19 protein-coding genes are annotated in these 25,032 nt (G+C 70.7%); 11 read left to right on the forward strand and 8 right to left on the reverse strand.

The window, feature by feature from the left end; translation table 11 throughout:
- The first annotated feature begins 162 nt into the window (after positions 1–162).
- The 4 genes from dnaE to MZC64_RS21495 all read left to right on the forward strand — a co-directional run bounded on the left by dnaE (position 163) and on the right by MZC64_RS21495 (position 7,941).
- On the forward strand, positions 163–3,708 hold the full coding sequence (gene dnaE / locus MZC64_RS21480; RefSeq protein WP_247758585.1) for a DNA polymerase III subunit alpha: 3,546 nt from the start codon (positions 163–165) through the stop codon (positions 3,706–3,708).
- Between the two features lie 259 nt (positions 3,709–3,967).
- Positions 3,968–5,956: a 1-deoxy-D-xylulose-5-phosphate synthase gene (gene dxs, locus MZC64_RS21485; protein WP_247758889.1), complete on the forward strand. Its 1,989-nt coding sequence runs from the start codon at positions 3,968–3,970 to the stop codon at positions 5,954–5,956.
- Positions 5,957–6,098: 142 nt separating this feature from the next.
- On the forward strand, positions 6,099–6,785 hold the full coding sequence (locus tag MZC64_RS21490; RefSeq protein ID WP_247758584.1) for a response regulator transcription factor: 687 nt from the start codon (positions 6,099–6,101) through the stop codon (positions 6,783–6,785).
- A 52-nt stretch (positions 6,786–6,837) separates the two neighbouring features.
- Entirely contained in the window at positions 6,838–7,941 is a 1,104-nt protein-coding gene (locus MZC64_RS21495) for a HAMP domain-containing sensor histidine kinase (protein WP_282108266.1), read from the forward strand.
- 94 nt (positions 7,942–8,035) lie between these two features.
- Here MZC64_RS21495 and MZC64_RS21500 read toward each other — a convergent pair whose 3' ends face one another.
- Together MZC64_RS21500 and MZC64_RS21505 are read right to left on the reverse strand one after the other, a co-directional pair.
- Positions 8,036–9,610, reverse strand: a complete 1,575-nt coding sequence (locus tag MZC64_RS21500; protein ID WP_247758582.1) for a CehA/McbA family metallohydrolase — start codon at positions 9,608–9,610, stop codon at positions 8,036–8,038.
- Between the two features lie 71 nt (positions 9,611–9,681).
- On the reverse strand, positions 9,682–10,614 hold the full coding sequence (locus tag MZC64_RS21505; RefSeq protein ID WP_247758581.1) for an AraC family transcriptional regulator: 933 nt from the start codon (positions 10,612–10,614) through the stop codon (positions 9,682–9,684).
- A gap of 81 nt (positions 10,615–10,695) precedes the next feature.
- Here MZC64_RS21505 and MZC64_RS21510 point away from each other — a divergent pair, with 81 nt between their 5' ends.
- Complete coding sequence (locus MZC64_RS21510) at positions 10,696–11,526, forward strand: NAD(P)H-binding protein (RefSeq protein ID WP_247758580.1); 831 nt, start codon at positions 10,696–10,698, stop codon at positions 11,524–11,526.
- 115 nt (positions 11,527–11,641) lie between these two features.
- Here MZC64_RS21510 and MZC64_RS21515 read toward each other — a convergent pair whose 3' ends face one another.
- Together MZC64_RS21515 and MZC64_RS21520 are read right to left on the reverse strand one after the other, a co-directional pair.
- A complete protein-coding gene (locus MZC64_RS21515) occupies positions 11,642–13,756 on the reverse strand; it encodes a 3-hydroxyacyl-CoA dehydrogenase NAD-binding domain-containing protein (protein WP_247758579.1) in 2,115 nt (704 codons plus the stop codon).
- Positions 13,753–14,994: a thiolase family protein gene (locus tag MZC64_RS21520; RefSeq protein WP_247758578.1), complete on the reverse strand. Its 1,242-nt coding sequence runs from the start codon at positions 14,992–14,994 to the stop codon at positions 13,753–13,755. Before MZC64_RS21520 ends, MZC64_RS21515 begins: the two co-directional genes overlap by 4 nt.
- 190 nt (positions 14,995–15,184) lie before the next feature.
- Here MZC64_RS21520 and MZC64_RS21525 point away from each other — a divergent pair, with 190 nt between their 5' ends.
- Complete coding sequence (locus MZC64_RS21525) at positions 15,185–15,922, forward strand: NYN domain-containing protein (RefSeq protein WP_247758577.1); 738 nt, start codon at positions 15,185–15,187, stop codon at positions 15,920–15,922.
- Between the two features lie 159 nt (positions 15,923–16,081).
- Here the strand turns inward: MZC64_RS21525 and MZC64_RS21530 are convergent, their stop codons facing one another.
- Together MZC64_RS21530 and MZC64_RS21535 are read right to left on the reverse strand one after the other, a co-directional pair.
- On the reverse strand, positions 16,082–17,356 hold the full coding sequence (locus MZC64_RS21530; RefSeq protein ID WP_247758576.1) for a ribonuclease D: 1,275 nt from the start codon (positions 17,354–17,356) through the stop codon (positions 16,082–16,084).
- A gap of 236 nt (positions 17,357–17,592) precedes the next feature.
- Positions 17,593–18,246 carry a response regulator transcription factor gene (locus MZC64_RS21535; RefSeq protein ID WP_221490790.1) on the reverse strand — a complete coding sequence of 218 codons (654 nt, stop codon included), beginning with the start codon at positions 18,244–18,246 and terminating at the stop codon, positions 17,593–17,595.
- Between the two features lie 317 nt (positions 18,247–18,563).
- On the opposite strand from MZC64_RS21535, the gene MZC64_RS21540 reads away from it, so the two are divergent.
- Positions 18,564–19,607: a dipeptidase gene (locus MZC64_RS21540; protein WP_247758575.1), complete on the forward strand. Its 1,044-nt coding sequence runs from the start codon at positions 18,564–18,566 to the stop codon at positions 19,605–19,607.
- Positions 19,608–19,644: 37 nt separating this feature from the next.
- Here the strand turns inward: MZC64_RS21540 and MZC64_RS21545 are convergent, their stop codons facing one another.
- Complete coding sequence (locus MZC64_RS21545) at positions 19,645–20,208, reverse strand: DUF3000 domain-containing protein (RefSeq protein ID WP_247758574.1); 564 nt, start codon at positions 20,206–20,208, stop codon at positions 19,645–19,647.
- 95 nt (positions 20,209–20,303) lie between these two features.
- Between MZC64_RS21545 and hemE the strand changes: the two genes are divergently transcribed.
- The 4 genes from hemE to MZC64_RS21565 are packed head-to-tail and all read left to right on the forward strand — an operon-like array spanning position 20,304 to position 24,172.
- Entirely contained in the window at positions 20,304–21,380 is a 1,077-nt protein-coding gene (gene hemE, locus MZC64_RS21550; protein ID WP_247758573.1) for a uroporphyrinogen decarboxylase, read from the forward strand.
- A complete protein-coding gene (hemG, locus tag MZC64_RS21555) occupies positions 21,377–22,840 on the forward strand; it encodes a protoporphyrinogen oxidase (RefSeq protein WP_247758572.1) in 1,464 nt (487 codons plus the stop codon). Before hemE ends, hemG begins: the two co-directional genes overlap by 4 nt.
- On the forward strand, positions 22,828–23,523 hold the full coding sequence (gene hemQ, locus MZC64_RS21560) for a hydrogen peroxide-dependent heme synthase (RefSeq protein WP_247758571.1): 696 nt from the start codon (positions 22,828–22,830) through the stop codon (positions 23,521–23,523). Before hemG ends, hemQ begins: the two co-directional genes overlap by 13 nt.
- Before the next feature lie 16 nt (positions 23,524–23,539).
- The gene (locus MZC64_RS21565) at positions 23,540–24,172 is read left to right on the forward strand and encodes a class I SAM-dependent methyltransferase (RefSeq protein ID WP_247758570.1); all 633 of its coding nucleotides are present in this window, start codon (positions 23,540–23,542) and stop codon (positions 24,170–24,172) included.
- Between the two features lie 12 nt (positions 24,173–24,184).
- Here MZC64_RS21565 and MZC64_RS21570 read toward each other — a convergent pair whose 3' ends face one another.
- Positions 24,185–24,748, reverse strand: coding sequence for a TetR/AcrR family transcriptional regulator (locus MZC64_RS21570; protein ID WP_247758569.1), 564 nt, complete (start codon positions 24,746–24,748; stop codon positions 24,185–24,187).
- Positions 24,749–25,032 lie beyond the last annotated feature (284 nt).

A 25,032-nucleotide genomic window follows, 5' to 3' on the forward strand; every position in this document is an offset into this window, starting at 1 on the left:
CAAGTGTGGCGAGGGCCTGCACTGAGCGTGCGCAGAGGCGTGAAACCTGTTGTCACCCAGTGTTTCTCCGCGATTTGTGGTCGAAGCCAGAGCATGATGGGATCGCAGTCCGACGGGTCGTTCCCCTGTCGGTGATCATGTGATCCTGGGAGGTTCTGGCCGGTGTCTGGCGACTCATTCGTCCACCTGCATGTGCACACCGAGTACTCCATGCTCGATGGGGCGGCCAAGATCGCGCCGTTGTTCGCGGAGGCCAGTCGGCTGGGCATGACCGCGGTCGGCATGTCCGACCACGGCAACATGTACGGGGCGGACGAGTTCTTCCAGACGTCCAGGAAGCACGGGATCAAGCCGATCATCGGCATCGAGGCGTATGTCGCCCCCGGCAGTCGTCTGCACAAGAAACCGGTCTTCTGGGGTGACCCCGGACAGCGGAGCGACGACGTGTCCGGTGCTGGCGCGTTCACGCACATGACCATGTTCGGCCGCAACTCCACCGGTGTGCGCAATCTCTTCAAGCTGTCCAGCATCGCGAGTATGGAGGGCCTGTACTACCGGCCCCGGATGGACCGGGAGATCATCGCGGAGAACGCCGAGGGGATCATCGCGACCACCGGGTGCCCCTCCGGCGAGGTGCAGACCCGGCTCCGGCTCGGGCACGAGGCCGAGGCGTTGCAGGCCGCGGCGGACTATCGGGACATCTTCGGCGCGGACTACTTCTTCCTCGAACTCATGGACCACGGGCTGTCCATCGAGCGGCGGGTGCGGGAGGGGCTGCTGGAGATCGGGCGCAAGCTCAACATCCCGCCGCTGGCCACCAACGACTCGCACTACGTCACCAAGGACCAGGCCGACGCGCACTCGGCGTTGCTGTGTGTGCAGTCCGGCAAGATGCTCTCCGACCCGAACCGGTTCAAGTTTGACGGCGACGGCTACTACCTGAAGTCGGCCGCGGAGATGCGTGAGCTGTGGGACGGGCAGGTGCCCGGAGCCTGCGACTCCACCCTGGTGATCGCGGAGATGGTCGAGTCCTACGACGACGTGTGGGCGCACCGGGACCGGATGCCGGTCTTCCCGGTGCCCGAGGGCGAGACCCAGGAGTCCTTCCTCTTCAAGCAGGTCATGGAGGGGTTGCACCGGCGGTTCCCGGAGGGCGTCCCGGAGGGCTACGCCGAGCGGGCCGAGTTCGAGCTGAACGTCATCGCGGGCAAGGGATTCCCGGCCTACTTCCTGGTCGTCGGCGACCTGGTGGACTACGCCAAGTCGGTGGGCATCCGGGTCGGGCCCGGTCGTGGCTCGGCCGCGGGCGCGCTGGTCGCCTACGCGCTGGGCATCACCAACATCGACCCGATCCCGCACGGCCTGCTGTTCGAGCGGTTCCTCAACCCCGAGCGCACCGCCATGCCCGATATCGACATCGACTTCGACGACCGCCGCCGCGGCGAGATGGTCCGCTACGCCACCGAGAAGTGGGGCAGCGACCGGGTCGCCCAGGTGATCACCTTCGGCACCATTAAGACCAAGGCGGCCATCAAGGACTCGGCGCGCGTGCACTACGGGCAGCCCGGGTTCGCCATCGCGGACAAGATCTCCAAGGCGCTGCCGCCGCCGATCATGGCCAAGGACATCCCGCTCTCCGGCATCGTCAACCCCAAGCACGAGCGCTACGGCGAGGCCGCCGAGGTCCGCACCCTGATCGAGAACGACCAGGACGTGGCCAAGATCTTCGAGACCGCGCGCGGGCTGGAGGGCCTGATCCGCAACGCGGGCGTGCACGCCTGTGCGGTGATCATGTCCTCCGAGCCGCTGATCGAGTCCATCCCGCTGTGGCGGCGCGACGACGGTTCGATCATCACCGGCTGGGACTACCCGTCGTGTGAGAACCTCGGCCTGCTCAAGATGGACTTCCTCGGTCTGCGCAACCTCACCGTCATGGGCGACGCGATCGACAACATCAAGGCCAACCGTGGTCTGGACATCGATCTGGACACGCTCACGCTGGACGACAAGGCCACCTACGAGCTGCTCTCCCGCGGCGACACCCTCGGCGTGTTCCAGCTCGACGGCGGCCCCATGCGCGACCTGCTGCGCCGCATGCAGCCCAACGCCTTCGGCGACATCGTCGCGGTCGGCGCGCTGTACCGGCCGGGCCCGATGGGCATGAACGCGCACAACGACTACGCCGACCGCAAGAACAAGCGGCAAGAGGTCAAGCCGATCCACCCTGAGCTGGAGGTACCGCTCAAGGAGATCCTCTCCGAGACCTACGGCCTGATCGTCTACCAAGAGCAGATCATGTTCATCGCGCAGAAGGTCGCCAGCTACTCGATGGGCCGCGCGGACGTGCTGCGCAAGGCGATGGGCAAGAAGAAGCAGGAGGTCCTGGAGAAGGAGTACGAGGGCTTCCACGCGGGCATGCAGGCCAACGGCTTCTCCGACCAGGCGGTCAAGGCGCTGTGGGACACCATCCTCCCGTTCGCCGGGTACGCGTTCAACAAATCGCACGCGGCCGCCTACGGCCTGGTCTCCTACTGGACCGCCTACCTCAAGGCGAACTTCCGCGCCGAGTACATGGCCGCGCTGCTCACCTCGGTCGGTGACAACAAGGACAAGTCCGCGGTCTACCTCTCCGAATGCCGACGGCTGGGCATCAAGGTGCTGCCGCCGGATGTCAACGAGTCCGCGCTGCGCTTCGCCGCGGTCGGCACCGACATCCGCTTCGGCCTCGGCGCGATCCGCAACGTCGGCGCCAACGTGGTCGAGTCGATCATCGCCAGCCGGGAGAAGAAGGGGAAGTACGGCTCCTTCACCGACTTCCTGGACAAGTCCGAACTGGTCTGTTGCAACAAGCGGGTCATCGAATCGCTGATCAAGGCAGGCGCCTTCGACTCCTTCGAGAGCACCCGGCTCTCCCTGATGCAGGTGCACGAGGAGGCGGTGGACGCCGTCGTCGGGCTCAAGCGCCAGGAGGCGATGGGCCAGTTCGACCTCTTCGGCGGCGGTGACGACAGCGCGGACGCGGAAAGCTCCTCCCCGCTGGCGCACCTGAAGTTCGGCGCCGAGGAATGGCCGCGCAAGCAGATGCTCGGCTTCGAGCGGGAGATGCTCGGCCTCTACGTCTCCGCGCACCCGCTGGACGGCGCCGAGCGCATCCTGCGCAAGAACGCGCAGAAGACCATCGCCGAACTGCTCAACGACCCGCCCAAGGAGGGTGAGGTCGTCATCGCCGGGATGATCTCCGGCCTGGAACGCCGGGTGAACAAGAACGGCGAACCCTGGGCCATCGCCACGGTGGAGGACCTGGACGCCGCGATCGAGGTGCTGTTCTTCCCCAAGAGCTACAGCGTGCTCTCCGCCGACCTGGTCGAGGACGCCGCGGTGGCGATCAAGGGCCGGGTGAACTGGCGCGAGGACAAGATGTCCATCTTCGGCGGCGGGGTGATCCCCCTCGATATCGCCGACGCGGAGAACAACCCGGGCATGGACCCGCCGTTCGTGCTGGCCTGCAACCCGGAGAAGCTCAGCGAGGAAGTCCTGCTGGAGCTGAAGCGGACGCTGTCCATGCACAAGGGCGACACCCCGCTGCACCTCAAGCTGTGCTTCCGCCGGGAGGCCACCCTGATGGCCGTGGACGACTACCCGATCAAGGTCAGCCCGGCCTTCCTCGGCGAGATCAAGGCCCTGCCCGGAATCGCCGTCGGCGCCTGACCCGCGCCTGGGTCGAGTTGTCCAGTCAAGACTCGTAATCTGGCAGACGTCCACCCGTTCGAGTGGCGGGTGGCGTCCTGCCCTGGGTCTTGAGTGGGAGGCCGGAAGTTTTAGGACCCGGCAGGAGTGGTGGCCGGACGCGATCAGGCCGTGACCACTCCAGCCGTCTCCGTAGACTGGCCGACAGCCGCCGAACGGGCGGCGTTTCCCGTTGTGGAGCGGGATGACAGGCGAGCTACAGCGTAACGAGGGGTGTGAGGTGCAACTACTCGAATCCGTGCGTAGCCCGGCGGATCTGAAACGGATGAGCCAGGAGGAGCTGGCCCTGCTGGCCGCGGAGATCCGCGCGTTCCTGGTGGACAAGGTCTCGCGTACCGGCGGGCACCTGGGTCCCAACCTGGGCGTGGTCGAGATCACCCTCGCCATTCACCGGGTCTTCGACTCCCCGCACGATGCCGTGCTGTTCGACACCGGGCACCAGTCCTACGTGCACAAAATGGTCACCGGCCGCCTCGACGGCTTCGACAAGCTGCGCCAGCGCGGCGGGCTCTCCGGCTACCCGAGCCGCTCCGAGAGCGAGCACGACCTGGTCGAGTCCAGCCACGCTTCGACCGCGCTGTCTTACGCCGACGGCCTGGCCACCGCGTTCAAGCTCTCCGGCAAGCGGCGGCACGTGGTCGCGGTGGTCGGCGACGGCGCGCTCACCGGCGGCATGTGCTGGGAAGCGCTGAACAACATCGCGGGCGACAAGTCCCGGCCACTGGTGATCGTGGTCAACGACAACGGCCGGTCCTACTCGCCGACCATCGGCGGCCTGGCCGACCACCTCGCCTCCCTGCGGCTGCGGCCCGGGTACGAGCGCGCGCTGGAAAGCGGCAAGCGGACGCTGCAGAACACCCCGGTCGTCGGCAAGCCGCTCTACGCGGCCCTGCACGCGGCCAAGCGCGGCATCAAGGACGCGCTGAGCCCGCAGGTGATGTTCGAGGACCTGGGCCTGAAGTACTTCGGTCCGGTGGACGGGCACGACCAGCAGGCCTTCGAGGCCGCGCTGGAGCGGGCCAAGGCCTTCGGCGGCCCGGTCATCGTGCACGCGGTCACCCAGAAGGGCCGCGGCTACGCCCCCGCGGAGAACCACGTCGCCGACGTCATGCACGCCATCGGCGTGATCGACCCGGTCACCGGCAAGGCCACCAAGAAGAAGGCCGCCGACTGGACCGGCGTTTTCGCCAACGAGATCGTCAAGATCGGCGCCGAGCGCGAGGACGTGGTGACGATCACCGCCGCGATGCTCGGCCCGACCGGCCTGGCCAAGTTCGCCGAGACCTACCCCGGCCGCTGCCTGGACGTGGGCATCGCCGAACAGCACGCGATGACCGCCGCGGCCGGCCTGGCCATGGGCGGCATGAAGCCGGTGTTCGCGGTCTACTCGACCTTCCTCAACCGGGCCTTCGACCAGCTGCTGATGGAGGTCGCGCTGCACAAGCAGCCGGTGTCCATCGTGCTGGACCGCTCCGGTGTCACCGGCGACGACGGCGCCAGCCACAACGGCATGTGGGACCTGTCCATCCTCGGCATCGTGCCGGGCATGCGGGTCGCGGTGCCGCGGGACGCGGTCACCCTGCGCGAGGAACTGCGCGAGTCGGTGGCCATCGACGACGGCCCGTCCGCGATCCGCTACGGCAAGGGCGCGGTGATCGAGGAGATCCCCGCACTCGAACGGATCGGCGTGGTCGACGTGCTGCGCCGCCCGGCCGAGGGCGAGGGCAAGGACGTGCTGCTGGTCGCGGTCGGCTGCTTCGCCGAGCTGGCCCTGGAAGCGGCGCAGCGGCTCTCCGATCAGGGCGTCGGAGTGACCGTCGTCGACCCGCGGTGGGTTGTTCCCGTTCCCACCGAACTGGTCGCGATGGCCGCCGAGCACCGCCTCGTGGTCACCGTCGAGGACGCGGGCCGCCACGGCGGCTTCGGCTGGGCGACCTCGGCCGCGCTGCGCGATGCCAACCTGGACGTGCCACTGCGCGACCTGGCCATCCCGCAGCGCTTCCTGGACCACGCCTCGCGTAACCAGGTGCTGGCCGACCTGGGGCTCACCGCCCAGGACGTGGCCCGCCGGGTGACCGAGTGGACCGCGGAGTACCTCGGCGAGGACGCCGAGCAGGACACCCCGGCCGAGGCGTCCGCGCCGCAGGCCAAGGAGTCCACTGTGGACAAGACCCCGGCCAGCCGGTCGCGCAAGCGCCCGCAGAGCTGAGTCTCCGCACACAGCAACCGCCGGCCCGTCCCCGCGTCCTGGGGGCGGGCCGGTGGCGTGCTCAGCCAATCCTCAGCTCATCGACAGGGTGTCGACAGCCCTGCTGGTCCACTGTGGTCCACGGCCGTGGCATCGTGGTGGGGTGCGGATCCTGATTGTGGAGGACGAACAGCCCCTGGCCGACGCCATCGCGCGCGGACTGCGCCGGGAGGGCATGGCCGTGGACGTGGCCTACGACGGGGAGTCGGGGCACGAGAAGTCCGCGGTGACCCGGTACGACGTCGTGGTGCTGGACCGGGACCTGCCCGGCATGTCCGGCGACGAGCTGTGCAGGCAGATCGTCGACTCCGGCGCGCTCACCCGGGTGATCATGCTGACCGCGAGTGGCACCGTGCAGGACCGCGTTTCCGGCCTGTCCCTTGGCGCCGATGACTACCTGGCCAAGCCCTTCGCCTTCCCCGAACTGGTCGCCAGGGTCCGGGCGCTGGGCCGCCGGGCCACCCCGGCCATGCCGCCGGTGCTCACCGTGGCCGACGTGGTGCTCAACCCGGCCCGGCGCAGCGTGCAGCGGGCCGGTGCGCCAGTCGAACTGACCCGCAAGGAGTTCGGCGTGCTGGAGGTCCTGCTCGCCGCGGGCGGGGCCGTGGTCAGCAGCGAGGAACTGCTGGAACGGGTGTGGGACGAGAACGCCGACCCGTTCACCACCACCGTGCGGGTCACCGTGATGACGCTGCGCAAGAAGCTCGGCGAACCGGGCATCATCGAAACCGTGGTCGGCTCCGGCTACCGGGTGCCGGTCAACGCCGGAGCGGAGCCCGCTGATTCCTGACACCCAGCCGGCCGCCGAGGCCGGGGCGCTGCGCCGCCGCCGCGGCCCGGGGCTGCGGGTGCGGCTGACTCTGCTGGCGACCTCCCTGGTGGCGGCCGTCAGCCTGCTGCTGCTCTGGCTGGGCTGGATGCTGGTCGGCGGGGTGGTCGACCAGTACCCGACCTTCCCGCCGAACGCCAAGATCCGGGTGCTCGGCCAGGACCTGCCGCCCTCCCAGGTGCACGAGATCCTCAAGGACAACGCGCGCGACGTCGTGCTCAACTCCGGCGCGATCGCCTTCGTGTGCATGGTGCTGGCCACCGCGATCCTGGCCTGGGCGCTGACCGGCCGGGTGTTGCGGCCACTGCACGAGGTCACCCACACCGCGCACCGGCTGTCCGTGGAGTCCATGGACGAACGCATCGCGCTGCGCGGCCCCCGGGACGAGGTGGCCGAACTCGCCGACACCTTCGACGCCATGCTGGACCGGCTGCAGGCCGCCTTCGAGTCCCAGCGCCGCTTCGTGGCCAACGCCAGCCACGAACTGCGCACCCCGCTGGCCGTGGTCCGCACCGAACTCGACGTCACCCTGGCCGACCCGGACGCCGACGCAGCCGAGCTGCGCCGGATGGCCGGCGTCGTGCGCACCGCCACCCAGCGCGCCGAACACCTGGTCGAAGCCCTGCTGCTGCTCGCCCGCACGGACGCGGTCGGCGTCTCCGTCCGCGAACCCGTTGACCTGTCCGCGGTCGTGCACAGCGCCTGGTCCGCCGCCCGCGCCGCCGCCCAGGACCGCGCCCTGCACACCGAGTTCCACACCCCCGCCGTCCAGGCCGTCGGCGACCCGGTGCTGCTCGAACGGCTGGCGGGGAATCTGCTGGAGAACGCGGTGCGGCACAACGTGGACGGCGGCTGGATCAAGGTCCACACCGAGGCCGACTCGAAGCGCGCGACGCTGCGGGTGACCTCCTCGGGCGGTCAGATCTCCCTGGAACGGGTGGCCGAGCTGTTCGAGCCGTTCCGGCGCGGCGGCGCCGAACGCACCGCCCACCGCGGCGCCGGGCTGGGGCTGTCCATCGTCCGCTCCGTGGTGCAAGCCCACGGCGGCGAGGTCACCGCCGACCCCGTCCCCGGCGGCGGCCTCGACGTCACGGTCACCCTGCCGATCGCGCCCTGACCGCCAGTTGGGCAAACCGGGCGTACCAGTTGGCCCAAGCCGGCGTACGACTTGGGCCAACTCGGCGTACCAGAGCGGCCAACACTCGGGGTGCTCAGCGGACGTCGACGAACACCGGGTTCGCGTAGCACCACAGGTCCTGCCACGGGTTGGCCGCGCCGACCACGTCCTGGATCGGCTCGATGCCGCCCGGGGCGTGCCGGCGGCCGTCGGTGCCGCGGGCCCGGACGTAGAAGGACTCCCGGACATCGCGGAAGGTGTGCCGGAACCCGACCACGTGCCCGGCGCGGAACCGCGGCTCGTAGGAGCGGGCCACCGTGGTCTCCGGTGCGCGCAGGCGCTGCCGGTCCGCCGCCTTGCCGGTGACCGCGCCGCGCACCAGGTCCAGCCGGGCCAGTTTGGGCAGCTCGCCGCCGGAGTGCGGGCGGGCGGCCAGCCGGGCCAGCACCACCACGGTGATGTCCGTGCCGCGCCGCACCCGCAGCCGTCCGCCCATCCCGACCGGCCAGGACAGCCGGTCCTCGGCGAAGACGTGCGTCTCCAGCTGCTGCACCAGGCCGCCGTGGCTGACGAAGGTCCGGCCGGCCCGCAGACCGTCCGTGACACCCCGGTAGCTGCGCTCGGTCGCGCCGACCACGGTGCGGCTGAACTCGCCGGGGTAGAAGTCGCAGTACGGGGGCTGGGTCTGCACCGGGCCGCCGGGGAGTGGGTCCAGGTGCTTGCCGACCCGGTCGTACAGGTCGCCCGCCTCGGGCTGGCGGATGATGGTGTCGCGGAAGTTGAAGTGGCTGTCGGAGTTGCTGGTGATCCACCAGTTCCGGCCCTCGGCCAGCAGCGAGTCCCACAGGCCGCCCAGGGTGGCGGTCATCCAGTCGAAGCCGCCGAAGGTGCGGTAGGCCTCGGCCGGGAAACCGGGCCACGAGTCGCCGCCGGGGGAGTTGCCGTAGCCGCCACGGTGACCGCCGCTGCCGTCCGGTTTGGGGTAGCCATCGCCCTGGGCGCCGGGCGCGCCCTCCATGCCGATCACCACGCCGGGGGCGGCGTCATGCCAGTTACGCAGCTCGGCTGGCGCGATCCGGCCGTTGCGGGACGGGTGGTTCACCACGACCAGTCCGCCGCGTTTATCCAGCCAGCGCAAGGCTTCCAGGGCCTTGGCCTCGTTCGCGGGGGTGCTCGCGCCGGTGTTGGTCAGCCGGGAGTCGAAGGTGCGCTCGAACTCGCGCAGCAGCGCGGCCTCGTCCCGGCTGGGCGGCAGGAACACCGTGGCATGCTCGGCCGCCGGCATGTTCCACTCCAGGCCCTGCCACAGCAGCAGACCGGGGTGCCTGCGCCGGGCGGCCACGATGTCGGCGTGCGCCGGTTCCACCGAGTTCGCCTCGTGCGCGACGTGCCCGTGGTCGGAGAAGACCAGCCACTCCGCGCCGTGCCGCCGCGCGCCCGCGACCACCTGGTCCACGGTGTACATCGCGTCGTTGGAGTACTGGGTGTGGATGTGGTGATCACCCACCAGCCAGCGGTGCGCGCCCGGCAGCCGGGGCAGCCCCAGGTCCAGATCAAGATCGACGTTCAGGTCGATCCCCGCGTTCGCCGTGCCCGCGCCGAGCAGCGGCGCACCCACCGCGGCCGCACCCACACCGCGCAGGAACCCGCGGCGACCTACCTCACCCATCCTGACCTCCTGGTTGGCCCGGGTGACGGTAAACAGCCGAGATGACCGGCAGGTGGACTCGGTGGAAACGTTTAACCGGCGACTCGGTGCACGGACGGACTGACCCCCCGGGTGCGCTTGAACGCCGAGCTGAAGGCGAACCCGTCCGCGTAGCCGACCCGCCGGGCCACCCTGGCCACCGTCTCGTCCGGATCGCGCAGCAGGTCCGCGGCCAGCGCCATCCGCCAGCCGGTCAGGTAGGTCAGCGGCGGCTCGCCGACCAGTTCGGTGAACCGGCGGGCCAGCGTCGCCCTGGACACCCCGACCTCCCCGGCCAGTGCCGCCACCGTCCAGGCCCGAGCCGGATCGGCGTGCAGGGCACGCAGCGCGGCCCCGGCCACCGGATCGCTCAGCGCCAGGTACCAGGCCGGTGGGTTGGCCTCAGGCATGTTGAACCAACAGCGCATGGACAGCACCAGCAGCAGATCCAGCAACCGGTCCAGCACGAGCTGCTGACCGGGTTCCTCGCTGTCGATCTCCAGTTCCAGGATGCGCAGCAGCGCGCACGGACCCTGGTCATCGGGCAGCACCAGCAGTGGCGGCAACGCGCTGAGCAGCCGCTCGCTGATATCGCCGTGCACCTGGTAGGCGGCGCTGATCAGCACCGCCGGGCCGGTCGGCGCCTCGCCGTAGGTGCGCGGGCCCAGGCACAGCTGCTCGCAAAGATCGGTGCCGTCCGGGCGCACGCAGCGCTCCGCGTCCAGCACGATCACCCCGGCCGGGGTGTCCGGGCGGTCGGCGACCTTGTACACCTGCGGGCCGCGCACCAGCGCCACGTCCCCGGCCCGCAGCAGCCGCGGTTCGCCGTGCTCCGGCACGATCCACGCCTCGCCGCTGAGCAGCGTGCACAGGGTCAGCCGGGCCGGGTTGCGGAACTCCAGCCCCCACGGCGGACTCATGATCGACCGGCTGAACAGCGCACCCCGCGCCCGCACTCCCTGCAACAGATCAGCCAACGCGTCCATGCCCTCATCTTAGACGGATGGACATGCGGTCGAGCTTCCTGGCCATAGATCGTCTCAGTTTTCGCTGTTTGACTAGCGGACATGAGCAAGCAGACGATCTTGGTGCAGGCAGGGACCGGCAAGACCGGCAAGCGGGTGGCCCGGCTGCTGCGCGAACAGGGCCACACCGTGCGGGTGGCCTCCCGCTCGGGCGAGCCCCGGTTCGACTGGGCGGAGGAGTCCACCTGGGGACCGGCGCTGGCCGGGGTGGACGCGGTGTACGTGGTGCCGCTGGACGCCACCGGCGAGGAGCACGAGCAGCTGACCCGGTTCGTGCGCCAGGCCACGGCCGCCGGGGTGCGCAGGCTGGTGATGCTCTCCGCGCGGGACATCGACACCTTCGAGGGGGAGAACAACCTGGCCGCCGAGCGCGCGGTGCGGGAGAGCGGGGTGGCCTGGACCATCCTGCGGCCGGGCTGGTTCAACCAGAACTTCGACGAGGACTACTTCGACGAGGCGGTGCGGGCCGGTGAGGTGCTGCTGGCCACCGGGGACGGCCTGGAGCCGTTCATCGACGCCGAGGACATCGCCGAGGTCGCGGTGGCCGCCTTCACCCAGGACGGCCACGACGGGCAGATCTACGACCTCTCCGGCGCCGAGCTGCTGACCTTCCCGCAGGCGGTGGGCATCATCGCCGCCGAGCTGGGCCGGGAGATCCGGGTGGTCGACCTGGACCCGGCCGCCTACGCGGACAAGCAGGTCGAGCTGGGCATGCCGCGGGAGTTCGCGGAGCTGATCGCCGGGCTGTACCAGCGGATCCGGGAGGGCAAGGAAGCCCACCTCTCCGACGGCGTGCAGCGGGTGCTGGGCCGCGAGCCGCGCTCCTTCGCCGCCTACGTCAAGGCCGCCGCGGCGGCCGGCTCCTGGAGCTGACCCATCCCCGCCCAGTTGGCCCAACTGGTACGGCGGGTTGGCCAAACTGGGCGTACCAGTTGGGCCAACCCGCCGTCCGGGTCAGGCGGTGTGTCCGGTCAGGCGGTGGGGCTGGTCAGGCGGTGGGCACGCTGGCCACGCCGGGGGCCAGGAACCGCTTGCCGGTGACCTTCTCCGAGATGCCGGTCCGGTCCAGGTACGGCGTGATGCCGCCCAGCCAGAACGGCCAGCCCGCGCCGAGGATCATGCACAGGTCGATGTCCTGTGCCTCGGCCACCACGCCCTCGTCGAGCATGATCCGGATCTCCTGGGCCAGTGCCTCCAGGGCCCGGTTCTTGACCTCGTCGCCGGTCAGCGGCTTGTCGCCGAACTCCCAGAGCGCGGTGACCTCGGGGTCCACGCTCTGCTTGCCCTGGGCGTCCCACTGCCAGACGGCGGCCTTGCCCGCGGCCACGAACTTCTTCATGTTCGCGCTGACGGTGAACCGGTCCGGGAACGCGTGGTGCATGGTCTCCGAGACGTGCAGCGCGACCGCGGAACCCACCAGCTGCAGCAGGATCATCGGGGTCATCGGCAGGCCGAGCGGGTCGGTGGCCTGGTCGGCGACCTCGAAGGAGGTGCCCTCGTCCACCGAGTTGATGACCTCGCCCATGAACCGGGTGAGCAGCCGGTTGACCACGAACGCCGGGGCGTCCTTGACCAGCACGCTGGACTTCTTCAGCTCCTTGCCGACCGCGAAGGCGGTGGCCAGGGTGGCGTCGTCGGTCTGCTCGGCGCGCACGATCTCCAGCAGCGGCATGACCGCGACCGGGTTGAAGAAGTGGAAGCCGACGACCCGCTCCGGGTGCGCCAGCTTGCTCGCCATGTCGGTGATGGACAGCGAGGAGGTGTTGGTGGCCAGCACGCACTCGGCGGAGACGTGCTGCTCCACCTCGGCGAAGACCTGCTGCTTGACCGACAGCTCCTCGAAGACGGCCTCGATGACGAAGTCGGCGTCGGCGAAGGCGGCCTTGTCCAGCGAGCCGGAGACCAGCGCCTTGAGCCGGTTGGCCTCATCGGGGGAGACCCGCTTCTTGCCGAGCAGCTTGTCGATCTCGCCGTGCACGTAGCCGACACCCTTGTCGACGCGGGCCTGGTCGATGTCGGTGAGCACCACCGGCACCTTGAGGCGGCGCGCGAACAGCAGCGCCATCTGGCTGGCCATCAGGCCGGCGCCGACGATGCCGACCTTGGTCACCGGGCGGGCCAGCTTGCGGTCCGGCGCGCCGGCCGGGCGCTTGGCCCGCTTCTGCACCAGGTTGAACGAGTACAGCCCGGCGCGCAGCTCATCGCTCATCACGACGTCGGCGAGCGCCTGGGTCTCGGCCGCGTAGCCCTTGGTCAGGTCGTTCTCGCGGGCCAGCGCCAGCAGCTCAAGCGCCTTGAGCGCACCGGGAGCGGCGCCCTTGGTCTTGCCGTGCACGATGGCCTTGGCCCGCGCGAGCGCCTGGTCCCAGCCCTCGCCGCGGTCGATCTCCTTGCGCGGCGGGGTGATCTCGCCGCCGAGCACCTTGGTCAGCCAGACCAGCGACTGCTCCAGGTAGTCCGCGGATTCCAGCACCACGTCCACGATGCCCAGTCCGGCGGCCTGCGCGGGCTTGAGCATCTTGTTCTGGTTCAGCGCGTTCTCGAAGATCACGGTGACCGCGTCGTTCGCGCCGATCAGGTTCGGCAGCAGCTGGGTGCCGCCCCAGCCGGGGAACAGGCCGAGGAAGACCTCGGGCAGCGCCAGCGCCGCGGTGTTGCTGGACAGCGTGCGGTAGTGGCAGGACAGCGCCAGTTCCAGGCCGCCGCCCATGGCCGCGCCGTTGACGAAGGCGAAGGTGGGGATCGCCGAGTCGGTGAAGCGGCGGAACACGTCGTGGCCGAGCTGGCCGATGGCCAGTGCCTGGTCCCGGGAGGTGGCCTTCTCCACCGCGGACAGGTCGGCGCCGACGGCGAAGATGAACGGCTTGCCGGTGACCGCGATGGCCGCGGGCCCGGCCTCGGTGGCCGCGGTGAAGGCGGCGTCCAGGCTGAGCAGGCTCTGCGGCCCGAAGGTGGACGGGCGGGTGTGGTCGTGCCCGTTGTCCAGGGTGATCAGCGCGACCGGCTTGGCCAGGCCGGGCACGCGCAGCAGGCGGGTGACCGCGTGGGTCACGACCTCGTCCGGGAAGAGGGTTTTGGCTTCCTCAAGGGTGAAGGTGCTCACTTGTTCTCCCCGGTCCAGTTGGGGTTCTCCCAGATCACGGTGCCGCCCATGCCGATGCCGATGCACATGGTGGTGATGCCGTAGCGCACGTCGGGGCGCTCGGCGAACTGGCGGGACAACTGGGTCATCAGCCGCACGCCGGAGGAGGCCAGCGGGTGACCGGTGGCGATCGCGCCGCCCCACTGGTTGACCCGCGGGTCGTCATCGGCGATGCCGAAGTGGTCCAGGAAGGCCAGCACCTGCACCGCGAACGCCTCATTGACCTCGAACAGGCCGATGTCCTCGATGGTCAGGCCGGCGATCTTGAGCGCCTTCTCGGTGGCCGGCACCGGTCCGACGCCCATGACCTCGGGCTCGACCCCGGCGAAGGAGTAGGCGACCAGGCGCATGCCGATGGGCAGGCCCAGCTCGCGCGCGGTCTGCTCCTCGGCCAGGATGCAGCCGGTCGCGCCGTCGTTGAGACCGGCCGCGTTGCCCGCGGTGATCCGGCCGTGCGGGCGGAACGGGGTCTTCAGCTTGCCGAGGTCCTCGACCGTGGTGCCCGGCCGCGGCGGCTCGTCGGCCGAGGCCAGGCCCCAGCCGTGCTCCGCGGAGCGGGTGGCGACGGTGACGAACTCGGGGCCGATCTTGCCCGCCTTGACCGCCGCGTCGTACTTGGCCTGCGAGGCCGCGGCGAAGGTGTCGGTGCGCTCCTTGGTCAGGTGCGGGAACCGGTCGTGCAGGTTCTCCGCGGTCTGCCCCATGACCAGCGCCGAGGTGTCGACGAGCCGGTCGGCCAGGAACCGCGGGTTCGGGTCCACGCCCTCACCCATGGGGTGCCGGCCCATGTGCTCGACACCGCCGGCGATGGCGACGTCGTAGGCGCCGAAGGCGATGCCGCCGGCGACCGTGGTCACCGCGGTCATCGCGCCCGCGCACATCCGGTCCACCGCGTACCCGGGCACCGACTTCGGCAGCCCCGCCAGCAACGCGGCGGTCCGCCCGATGGTCAGCCCCTGGTCGCCGATCTGCGTGGTCGCGGCGATGGCGACCTCGTCAACTCGCTCCGGCGGCAGCTCCGGATGCCGTCGCAGTAGTTCGCGGATGACCTTGACGACCATGTCGTCGGCGCGGGTCTCCGCGTAGATGCCCTTGGCACCGGCCTTGCCGAACGGCGTGCGAACGCCGTCGACGAAGACCACGTCCCGAACGGCGCGCGCGCTGGCGCTGCCGGGTTTCGCCGGCGCAGGTGCGACCACGGCGTGCTCCTCACTCAGTGCTGAACCCCTGACATCGGCCCGCGGCGGCTTCCGCTGCGCTGCTACCGGCCGGTAACACCACTCTAGCGCGTATTACTCACTGGTAACTACGGGGTTCGCGCTGTCGAGTGGGTCACACCGGTCCTTCGGCGCGGGCGGCTGCTCGGGTGCCTGGGGGCAGTGTGCCGGGGTGGGGGTCTACGTCGACGCCTTCAACGTCTACTACGGCGGTCGCGAGATGCTCGGCTCGGCGACACCCGGCTGGAAGTGGCTGGACATCGCCGCCCTCGCCGCCGGCCTGATCAACCCGTGGGTGTGGCCGGGAGCGCGGATCGATCGGGTCGTCTACTGCACGGCCATGCGTGAGCGGGAGGGCGACCCCAGCTCACTGGCTGACCAGCAGACCTACCTCTCGGCATTGCGGCAGGCCAACCCCTCGCTGACGGTGGCACTGGGCAAGTACGTGCCACGGACCAAATCCGGCGTGCTGGTCGAACAGGGCACGGGCTACCCGCCACGCCGGGTCCGGTCGCCTGGAGCCGGAAGCCTGCCGTCCTGGCTTCCCGTCCGCGAGGTCCCTGGCCCCAGTGGCGACACCGGCCTGCTCGCCCGGATCTCGACCTTCGAGGAGAAGGGGTCGGACGTGAACGTCGCCAGTCACGTCCTGATCGACGTGCTGACCGGACAGGTCGACGCGGTCATGGTCCTGTCCAATGACAGCGACCTGAGCTTCCCACTGGCGCAGACCCGGTTGCGGGTCCCGGTCGCGACCGTCAACCCCAGCGTCAAGCCGACCACCGCCGCGCTGCGCGGTGACCGGGACGAGGGAGTCGGGCGACACTGGTGGCGCAGACTCAGGAGTCATGACTTCCTGGCAAACCAACTGGTCGACCCAACAGGCTCGTTCCAGAAGCTGCGAGGCTGGTGACCTGGGCCCACACGAGGCCCAGCTTGCGCCTGGAATAGGCCCTCGCTAGCATGGACCCATACCACCCGGTTCTCGTGCTTCACCGCACGGGGCCGGGTCTTTTTCTGCCCGGACTCAGACCGAGGTGGAGGCAGGCGTCGGCCCGCCCCCACCACCGCCTCAGTCCTTCTCGACGGCCTTCTCCGCTGCCTTCGGCTGCGCCAGCAACGCCGTCGCCAGCAGCTCACCCACCTGCTCCACCTGCCAGTTCCGCGCCCCGCCGGCGGCCAGCGCCGCGCGCACCGAGGCCAGGTCGATCTCCGCCGGTGGCTGCCAGCACAACCGGCGCACCAGGTCCGGCTGGGCCAGGTTCTCCACCGGCATCCGCAGTTGCTCGGCCAGCGTGGTCAGCGCGCCGCGCGCGGCGACCAGGCGGGCCGCCGCGGCCGGGTCGCGTTCGGCCCAGCGGTTGGGGGGTGGCGGGCCGTCGTGTTGCGGGGAGGGGTCCGGGAGTTCGGACTTGGGGAGTTCGCGGGCCTCGTGCAGGGCGCCGGACCAGACGTCGGCCATCCGGCGCTGGGCGCGGCCGCGGAAGACCGGGAGGGACAGCAGCTCGGCGTGGCCGGTGGGGTCGTGCAGGGCGGCCTCGACGATGGCGGAGTCCGGCAGGACGCGGCCGGGGGCGATGTCGCGTTGCTGGGCGATGGTGTTGCGGGCCTGCCAGAGCGAGCGGACCGCGGCGTACTGGCGCGGGCTGCGCAGGCGGTGGATGCCGGAGGTGCGGCGCCACGGTTCGGCGCGCGGGGGCGGCGGAGCGGCGGTGCGCACCGCCTCGAACTCCTCCAGGCCCCAGGCCAGCTTGTTCTGGCTGATCAGCTCGGCCTCCAGGGAGGCGCGTAGCTCCAGCAGCAGTTCGACGTCCAGGGCGGCGTAGGCCAGCCAGTCCGCGGGCAACGGCCTGCGGGACCAGTCGGCGGCGCCGTGGCCCTTCTCCAGCCGGAAGCCCAGCTGGCGTTCGACCAGGGCGCCCAGAGCGACCCGCTCGAAGCCGGCCAGCCGTCCGGCCAGCTCGGTGTCGAACAGGGTCTCCGGACCCAGGCCAAGCTCGTGCAGGCACGGCAGGTCCTGGCTGGCGGCGTGCAGCACCCACTCAGCGGGGTTGAGCACCTCGGCCAGCGCTTCCACCCGGCCATTGACCGCGACCGGGTCGATCAGCACCGTGCCGGCGCCCTCGCGGCGGATCTGCACCAGGTAGGCCCGCTGCGAGTACCGGTATCCGGAAGCACGTTCGGTGTCCACCGCGAATGGCCCCGTACCGGCGGCCAGCATCGCGGCGGCCCGCCTGACGCCATCGACGGTGTTGATGACATCAGGAACGCCACCGGAGGGGGTGGTGAGCAACGTCAGTTCCGGTTGCTCACCCGAGTCGTTGACAGCGGTTCGGCCTACATCCACGGCCGTGACCCTATGCGTCAACGGTGCGCTCAGACAGTCGAGATCCACTGAAGTAGGCTGACCGGCACGGTGCGCCAACCGGAAACCGCTGGTCAGAGGCTGATCCAACGCTTTCCGATCTTTCCGTACCGGCCAACCACACCCCGGTCGTCATGGGGTCCAGGCTTCGTGTGCCGGGCGTGTCCGCGCTCTGCAACGCACCCGACCGCGAAACTCGAACCCCCTCGGCTGAGGAGTCAGCGGATAACGCCGGCACGCATGGCCAGCGCTACCATCTGAGCCCGGTCCCCGGTTCCCAGCTTGCGCCCTATCCGCGACAGGTGAGACTTCACCGTGAGCGCGGACAGGTTCAGTGCTTCGCCGATCTCCTTGTTCGAGCGGCCGTCGGCTACCAGTTGCAGCACTTCGACCTCTCGCGCGGAGAGTTCTCTCGGCGTGTTGTCCGTACCGGGCACCCTGGTTCCGGCAGCAAGCACCGGAGCCACGCTGGGATCGGCATAGACGCCACCCTCGAGGACCCTGCGCACCCCGTCGGTGACCACCATCGGCGAGGCGGACTTCAGCAGGTAGGCCTGAGCGCCTGCCTGGAAGGCCGCACGCACCGCGTACGGGTCATCGGAGGATGCCAGGACCACGATTCGTGGCCAGCCCTGGGCACGAAGTTCCGTGACCAGGTCAATGCCGCTCCCATCCGGAAGCCCGAGATCCAGTATCGCGAGATCGCATGGCCCCGTGGCCAGGGCACGCGCCCTCGCCTCGGCCACCGATGCGGCCTCGTGCACCGTGCCGGCTCCCATCTGCATCAGTCGAGCCGCAATGGCCTCCCTCAGCAATGGGTGGTCATCGACCACCAGCACCGAAAACAGCTCTTCCCGCGGGTGCGGGACCATGTTCGCCGGCAAAGTGCCGGCTGGCGTGGTTCGAACGGCCTGTCCTAAGCCGACGGCAGCCACGTCACTACCTCCCTGGAGTCGGTCGTGCCCCCCGACCGGCACCGGGACTTTCGACCGATCGGCCGCGCCACCGATCGACCGAAAGTGGTGTCGTCGGGAGGAGCGTAGCCGCCCAAGCGGGTCAGTGGGACGATCAATTGGGTATCTGTCCCGATCGGGTTGTCACTTTGACGTGGTCTGATCACACGATCGGGCGGTCCCTCGGATGGTGGTTAACGCCGGGCCGTACACAAACGACATGAAGGATTTGCACTATGCCAACCAGCGGGTCGTTAGGCCGTTCGCAGGAGCTTCTCCGGCGGGTTCCGCTCGTCGACGGGCACAACGATCTGCCGTGGGCGATTCGGGACAAAACGGGCGGGGACCTCACCGCGATCGAGCTGACCGTCGAGCAACCCGGTCTGCACACCGACCTCGTCCGGCTGCGCCACGGTGGCGTGGGCGCTCAGTTCTGGTCGGTCTACGTGCCGTGCCGCTTCCTCGAGCATCGCGCCGTGACGGCGGTGCTGGAACAGATCGAGCTGGTTCACGAGCTGGTCGAACGGTACCCCGAACAGCTCCGGCTCGCTCGGTCCGCGGCCGAGGTCCAGTCCGCCTTCGCCGACGGCCGGATCGCCTCCCTGCTCGGCGCCGAGGGCGGGCACTGCATCGGGGAGTCCCTTGGCGCGCTGCGGGCGCTGTTTCGCCTGGGTGTGCGCTATCTGACGCTCACCCACAACGACAACACGCCGTGGGCCGACTCGGCCACCGACCAGCCCGCCGCGGGCGGTTTGACCGATTTCGGCCGCGAGGTCGTGCGCGAGATGAACCGCCTGGGCATGCTGGTCGACCTCTCCCACGTCGCGCCCAGCACCATGTGGCACGCGCTGGAGACCAGTGCCGCGCCGGTGATCTTCAGCCACTCCTCCTGCCGGGCGGTCACCGACCACCCGCGCAACGTGCCGGACGAGGTGCTCCGCGAGCTGCCCGGCAACGGCGGCGTGTGCATGATCACGTTCGTGCCCGCGTTCGTCTCGGCCGACCCGGTGCGCCGCGCCGGCCGGGCCGACGTCGTCGCACATCTGGAACACGCGCGCGAGGTCGCGGGCATCGACCACATCGGCATCGGCGGCGACTACGACGGAACCGGCGAACTTCCGGACGGACTGGAGGATGTCTCCAGGTATCCGGAGTTGTTCGCCGACCTGATGGACCGCGGCTGGTCCGAGCAGGACCTGACCAAGCTGGCGGGCGGCAACGTGCTGCGGGTGCTGGAGCAGGCGGAGAAGGTCGCCGCCGAACTCCGCGGACCCGGCTGATCGCCCGCTCCCGCCGCCGCCCGAGTGCTCGCGGTGGTCAGTCGCCCTTGCGCTGGCTGATCATCGCGATCCCCACCGGCGGCAGCCCGGCCGCGCTGGAGAGCAGCTCGCAGAATGCCTCCGCGTGCGCGGCCAGCTCGGTGTCCCGCGCCGTCCAGGAAGCCCGTAGCTCCAGGTCATGGGTGCTGCTGGGCCCGGAGATGTCGCCGAAGCGGGCGGAGGAGGTCTGGGTGACCGTGCCGCCCAGCGCGGTGAAGGCCGCCCCGGACAACTCCAGCGCCTCGGTCAGCCAGGACCAGCCCACCGCCGGTAGCAGTGGGTCAGCGGCAAGCTCGGTGTCCAGCTCGGCCCGGACGTAGGCCACTAGTCGCAGCACCCCGTCCCAGGCTTCGGCCCCGTCCGGATCGTGCAACAGCACCAACCGGCCCGTGGCCAGCTCCCCGGCCGGTCCGTTGGCCTCGGCGCTGAGGGCGAAGCTCCATGGCGCGAGGCGTTGCGGGGCACGGACTTCGCCCAGCTCGACCTCGGGTCGTGGATGCATCGACCGCAACGCGGCAACAGCCTGCCGGAACACCTCGGGTTCGCCCGATATCCCGGTCACGTTGGCGAACTCTAGGCCGCGCGGAGCGGGTGCGTCGGTAGCCACGCCGACGCCGGACAAGAGCAGTCCTGAACCCGTGGGAACATGGGAGGGAGATGACTAACGCTGCCCAGGTCTCGGCGCGTCGAGACCTTCCCGAAGCCCCGCTGCTGGTCGCCGCGCGTGGCGGCACGCCGAGCCGGACCCCGGTGTGGTTCATGCGCCAGGCCGGCCGTTCCCTGCCGGAGTACCGCAAGGTCCGCGAGGGCATTCCGATGTTGCGCTCCTGCTTCATGCCGGAGCTGGTCTGCGAGATCACCATGCAGCCGGTCCGGCGGCACGGTGTGGACGCGGCCATCCTGTTCAGCGACATCGTGGTGCCGCTGGCCGCCGCCGGGGTCGATCTGGACATCGTGCCCGGCACCGGCCCGGTGGTCGCGAACCCGGTCCGCTCCATCCACGACGTGGAGAAGCTGCCGGTGCTCGACCCCGAGCAGGTCGCCCCGGTCGCCGAGGCGGTCGGGTTGCTGACCAAGGAGCTGGGCGAGACGCCGCTGATCGGCTTCGCCGGCGCGCCGTTCACGCTGGCCTCCTATCTGATCGAGGGCGGGCCCAGTCGCAACCACGAGCGCACCAAGGCGCTCATGTACAGCGACCCGGCCGCCTGGCACGCGCTGCTCGGCCACCTCGCCGACATGGCGCTGACCTTCCTGTCCGTGCAGGTCCAGGCCGGGGTGGACGCGATCCAGCTGTTCGACTCCTGGGCAGGCGCGCTCTCCGAACGGGACTACCGCGAGTTCGTGCTGCCGCATTCGGCGAAGGTCTTCGCCGGGCTGGCCGAGGCGGGCGTGCCGCGGATCCACTTCGGCGTGGGCACCGGCGAGCTGCTGGTGGCCATGCGCGAGGCGGGCAACGACGTGGTCGGCGTGGACTGGCGGGTGCCGCTTGACCAGGCGGTCGACCGCCTGACCAGCGCCCGGCCGGACCTGCCCAAGCCGGTGGTGCAGGGCAACCTGGACCCGGCCGTGCTCTTCAGCGGCGAGGACGTGCTCGCGCGCGAGATCAACCGGATCGGCGCCGAAGGCCGGGCCGCGGCCGGGCACATCTTCAACCTGGGCCACGGCGTGCTGCCGGAGACCGACCCCGGGAAGATCACCCGCGCGGTCGAGCTGGTGCACGGCCTGCGGCCATGACCAGCGCTGCGCAGCGGGTCGCGGTGATCGGCGGCGGCATCGCCGGGCTCACCGTGGCGCACCGGCTCCGCGGCCTGCTCGGCGAGCAGGTCCGGGTCACCGTGCTGGAGCAGACCGACCGGCTCGGCGGCAAGCTGCGCACCGAGGAGCTGGCGGGCGGACCGGTGGACGTGGGCGCGGAAGCCTTCGTCACCCGCCGCACCGAGGGCCTGGAGCTGGTCACCGAACTCGGCCTGACCGCGGGCCTGCGGCACCCGCTGCGGGCGGCCCCGACCATCCGGGCCGGCGGGGCCACCCGGCCGCTGCCGGCACGCACCTTCCTGGGCGTGCCCGCCGAGCCTGCCCTGCTGCGCGAGGTGCTCAGCGCGGACGGCTTCGCCAGGGCGATGGCCGAACCGGAGCTGCCGCCGCTGCGCCCGGACGGCCCCGGGTGGGATGCCACGGTCGCGGACCTGCTCGGCACCCGGTTCGGGCCGGAGGTGGTGGACCGGCTGGCCGAACCACTGCTCGGCGGGGTCTACGCGGGCCGCGCCGAGGGCCTCGGCGTGCGCGCCACGATGGCGCCGCTGGTCGACGCCCTGGAACGCGGCGCCGGCTCGCTGACCGCCGCGGCCGCCCAGACGCTCGGTCCGGGCCCCAAGCCAGGTGAGACCCGGCCGCCGGTCTTCGGCACCCTCACCGGCGGCCTGGGCGACCTGGTGGCCCGGCTGGCCGAGACCTCGGGCGCGGAGCTGCGGCTGGGCGTGACCGTGCGCGGACTGCGCCGCACCGCCGAGGGCTGGCGCCTCGAACTGGGTTCGGCGGCCAGTCCGGAATTCCTGGACGCCGACGCCGTGGTGCTGGCCGTGCCCGCCCCGGCCGCGCGCAAACTGCTCGCCGAGGACGTCCCGGCCGCCGCCGCGGCCTACGGGCGGATCGAGGTCTCCTCGATGGCGGTGCTCGCCCTCGCACTGCCGCCGGACACAGAACTGCCTGCCGCGTCCGGAGTTCTGCTGGCCGTCGGCGAGAAACACACGGACGGCACGCCGTTCACCGCCAAGGCGTTCACCTTCTCCAGCCGCAAGTGGGGTCACTTCGCCGAGCGCGGCACGCTGCTGCGCGCCTCGGTCGGCCGCTTCGGTGAGACCGCCACCCTGCAACGCGACGACGCCGAGCTGATCGCCGCGGTGCGCGCGGACCTGGCCGAACTGACCGGGGTGCGGGCCGAGCCGGTGGACTCGGTGGTGCGGCGCTGGGGCGGCGGACTGCCGCAGTACGCGCTCGGGCACACCGCGACCGTGGCCGCGATCGAGGCCGCCGTGGCCGAGGTGCCGGGGCTGGCCGTGGCGGGCGCGAGCCTGCACGGGGTGGGCATTCCGGCCTGCATCGCGACCGGGCAGGCCGCGGCGACCCGTGTCGCCACTCACCTGGCCGTCGCCCGCCGCCCGACTGGTGCGAGTATGGGGACATGGCCCGCCTGAACTACAACGAACTCAACGACACCATCCGGTACACCATGTGGTCGGTCTTCCGGATCCAGCAGGGCGCCCTGCCCGAGGACCGCGCGCAGGCCGGGGCGGCCACCGCGGAGTACCTGGAGTCGTTGGAGGGCAAGGGCGTTGTCGTCCGCGGCGTCTACGACGTCGCCGGGCTGCGCGCCGACGCCGACTTCATGATCTGGTGGCACGCCGAGGAGATCGAGCAGGTGCAGGAGGCCTACAACGGCTTCCGCCGCACCACCCCGCTCGGCCGCGCCAGCACCCCGGTGTGGAGCAACGTGGCGCTGCACCGGCCCGCGGAGTTCAACCGCAGCCACATCCCGGCGTTCCTGGCCGGGGAGGAGCCGCGCAAGTACATCTGCGTGTACCCGTTCGTCCGCTCCTACGAGTGGTACCTGCTGCCGGAGGAAGAGCGTCGCAAGATGCTCGCCGACCACGGCAAGGAAGCCCGCGACTACCCGGACGTGCGGGCCAACACGGTGGCCTCCTTCGCCCTCGGCGACTACGAGTGGATGCTGGCCTTCGAGGCGGACGAGCTGCACCGGATCGTCGACCTCATGCGGCACCTGCGCGGCACCGAGGCGCGGCTGCACGTGCGCGAGGAGATTCCGTTCTACACCGGCACCCGGCTCCCGGTCGCCGACCTGATCACCAACCTGCCCTAGCCCCTGGAAAGTGCTGATGCGCAAGGCAGTTCGCGTCGCCGTAGCCGCGGGAGCCTGGACGGCCCTCGCCGGTGCCACCTGGTTCGCGCTGGCCAGACTGGCCACCGCGGTGAGCCTGCGGCGCGGCGCCGAACTGCAGCGCTGGCGCTGGCTGCACGAACTGCTGCCCCTGCACCTGCGCCGGTTCCTGCTGGTCACCGCAGGGGTGGACGAGTCGGTGCCCGCCCTGCGCAGCGTGCTGGCCCCCGCCCGCGGCCTGGTCGTGGACGTGATCGCGCACCGGCGGGCCGTGGTCAGCCTGCTCCGCCCGGAGACGGTGCGGGTGGTCCCAGCCCGCCCGGAATCGCTGCCCGGCAGGCCGGGTTCGGTGGACGTGGTGCTGGCCGTGTTCGCCGCGCACGAACTGCGCGAACCGGCCGAGCGCGAGGCGCTGTTCGCCGAGGCCAGGAGGCTGCTCAGCGCGGACGGCCGGATGGTGCTGATCGAACAGCACCGGACCGTGCGCACCCTGGCCGCGTTCGGGCCCGGGGCGTGGCAGTTCTACCCGAGCGAGGAGTGGCGGCGGGCGGCGGCGCTGGCCGGGCTGAAGGTGGTGGCCACGCGGCAGGTGAGCCCGTTCGTCACCGGCTGGGCCCTCGCGGCCGGCTGAGTCGCGCGCGTCTCAGTAGTGCCGGATGCCCGCGGACAGGGTTTCCGCCCAGGGCGCGTCCACCTGCTCGGCGCCCATGGCCACCACCAGGTGGCAGAGCGCTCCGCGGGAGAAGAACTCCTGGACCTGGTAGTCGGTGCCGCCGGAGGCGTCGCGGACGTACTCGACCAGCCGCGCGTAGCCCCGCTGCACCGCCGCCCGCACGAGTTCGTCGGAGGCGGCCGCGGCCTGGGCGTGCAGCTGGAGCAGCAGTAGATCGCGGTCGGCGACCAGGCGGGCGTAGGCCTCGCCCATGGCGCTGAGCACGACTTCGGGCGCACTCGCCTCGACCGCCGCCGCGCCCCCGGTGAGGGCTTCCTGGATCTGGTCGAAGCATCGTTGGACCACGGCCACGAACAGCGCTTCCTTGTTGGGGAAGAGGCGGTAGATGTAGGCCTGGGAGATCCCGGCGAGCTTGGCGACCTCGGTGGTGGTGGTGCCGTAGTAGCCCTTGGCCGCGAACGCGCCGACCGCGGTGCGCAGCACGGTCTCCCGCCGTTCGTCGGCCGTGGAGAGGACTCGTCCGGTGGGGCTCATGTGAGTAATAAACCACTCACACTTGGCGTGGTCAAGTCGTGGCGTGGTTGGCGAGCAAGATCAAAGTCAAGGGCGAAGGTCAAGATCAAGGGCGTTCTCGCCGGACGGGCAGGAATCAAAGGATGGGGAACCGCTCGGGGAGGGTTTGAAAAGCCAGCCCGGCTGCCTGTTCGGGCTTCGCCCGGTCGCGGGGGCTTGGAACCGCCTGGCTCCGGGCTTCGCCCGCCTGCTCCCCACGGTCGCCGCCTGGCGCGCCCACAACGGCCAACCCGGCGTACGACAAC

It is taken from the genome of Crossiella sp. S99.2, assembly GCF_023094165.1.
GTDB lineage: Bacteria > Actinomycetota > Actinomycetes > Mycobacteriales > Pseudonocardiaceae > Crossiella.

What these genes read in the sequence shown, in the direction of transcription:
- MZC64_RS21500 (WP_247758582.1), bottom strand. Translation starts at nt 9,610, where the DNA reads ATGGGTGAGGTAGGTCGCCGCGGGTTCCTGCGCGGTGTGGGTGCGGCC.
- MZC64_RS21505 (WP_247758581.1), bottom strand. Translation starts at nt 10,614, where the DNA reads ATGGACGCGTTGGCTGATCTGTTGCAGGGAGTGCGGGCGCGGGGTGCG.
- MZC64_RS21510 (WP_247758580.1), top strand. Translation starts at nt 10,696, where the DNA reads ATGAGCAAGCAGACGATCTTGGTGCAGGCAGGGACCGGCAAGACCGGC.
- MZC64_RS21535 (WP_221490790.1), bottom strand. Translation starts at nt 18,246, where the DNA reads ATGGTCCCGCACCCGCGGGAAGAGCTGTTTTCGGTGCTGGTGGTCGAT.
- MZC64_RS21540 (WP_247758575.1), top strand. Translation starts at nt 18,564, where the DNA reads ATGCCAACCAGCGGGTCGTTAGGCCGTTCGCAGGAGCTTCTCCGGCGG.
- hemE (WP_247758573.1), top strand. Translation starts at nt 20,304, where the DNA reads ATGACTAACGCTGCCCAGGTCTCGGCGCGTCGAGACCTTCCCGAAGCC.
- hemG (WP_247758572.1), top strand. Translation starts at nt 21,377, where the DNA reads ATGACCAGCGCTGCGCAGCGGGTCGCGGTGATCGGCGGCGGCATCGCC.
- hemQ (WP_247758571.1), top strand. Translation starts at nt 22,828, where the DNA reads ATGGCCCGCCTGAACTACAACGAACTCAACGACACCATCCGGTACACC.
- MZC64_RS21565 (WP_247758570.1), top strand. Translation starts at nt 23,540, where the DNA reads ATGCGCAAGGCAGTTCGCGTCGCCGTAGCCGCGGGAGCCTGGACGGCC.
- MZC64_RS21570 (WP_247758569.1), bottom strand. Translation starts at nt 24,748, where the DNA reads ATGAGCCCCACCGGACGAGTCCTCTCCACGGCCGACGAACGGCGGGAG.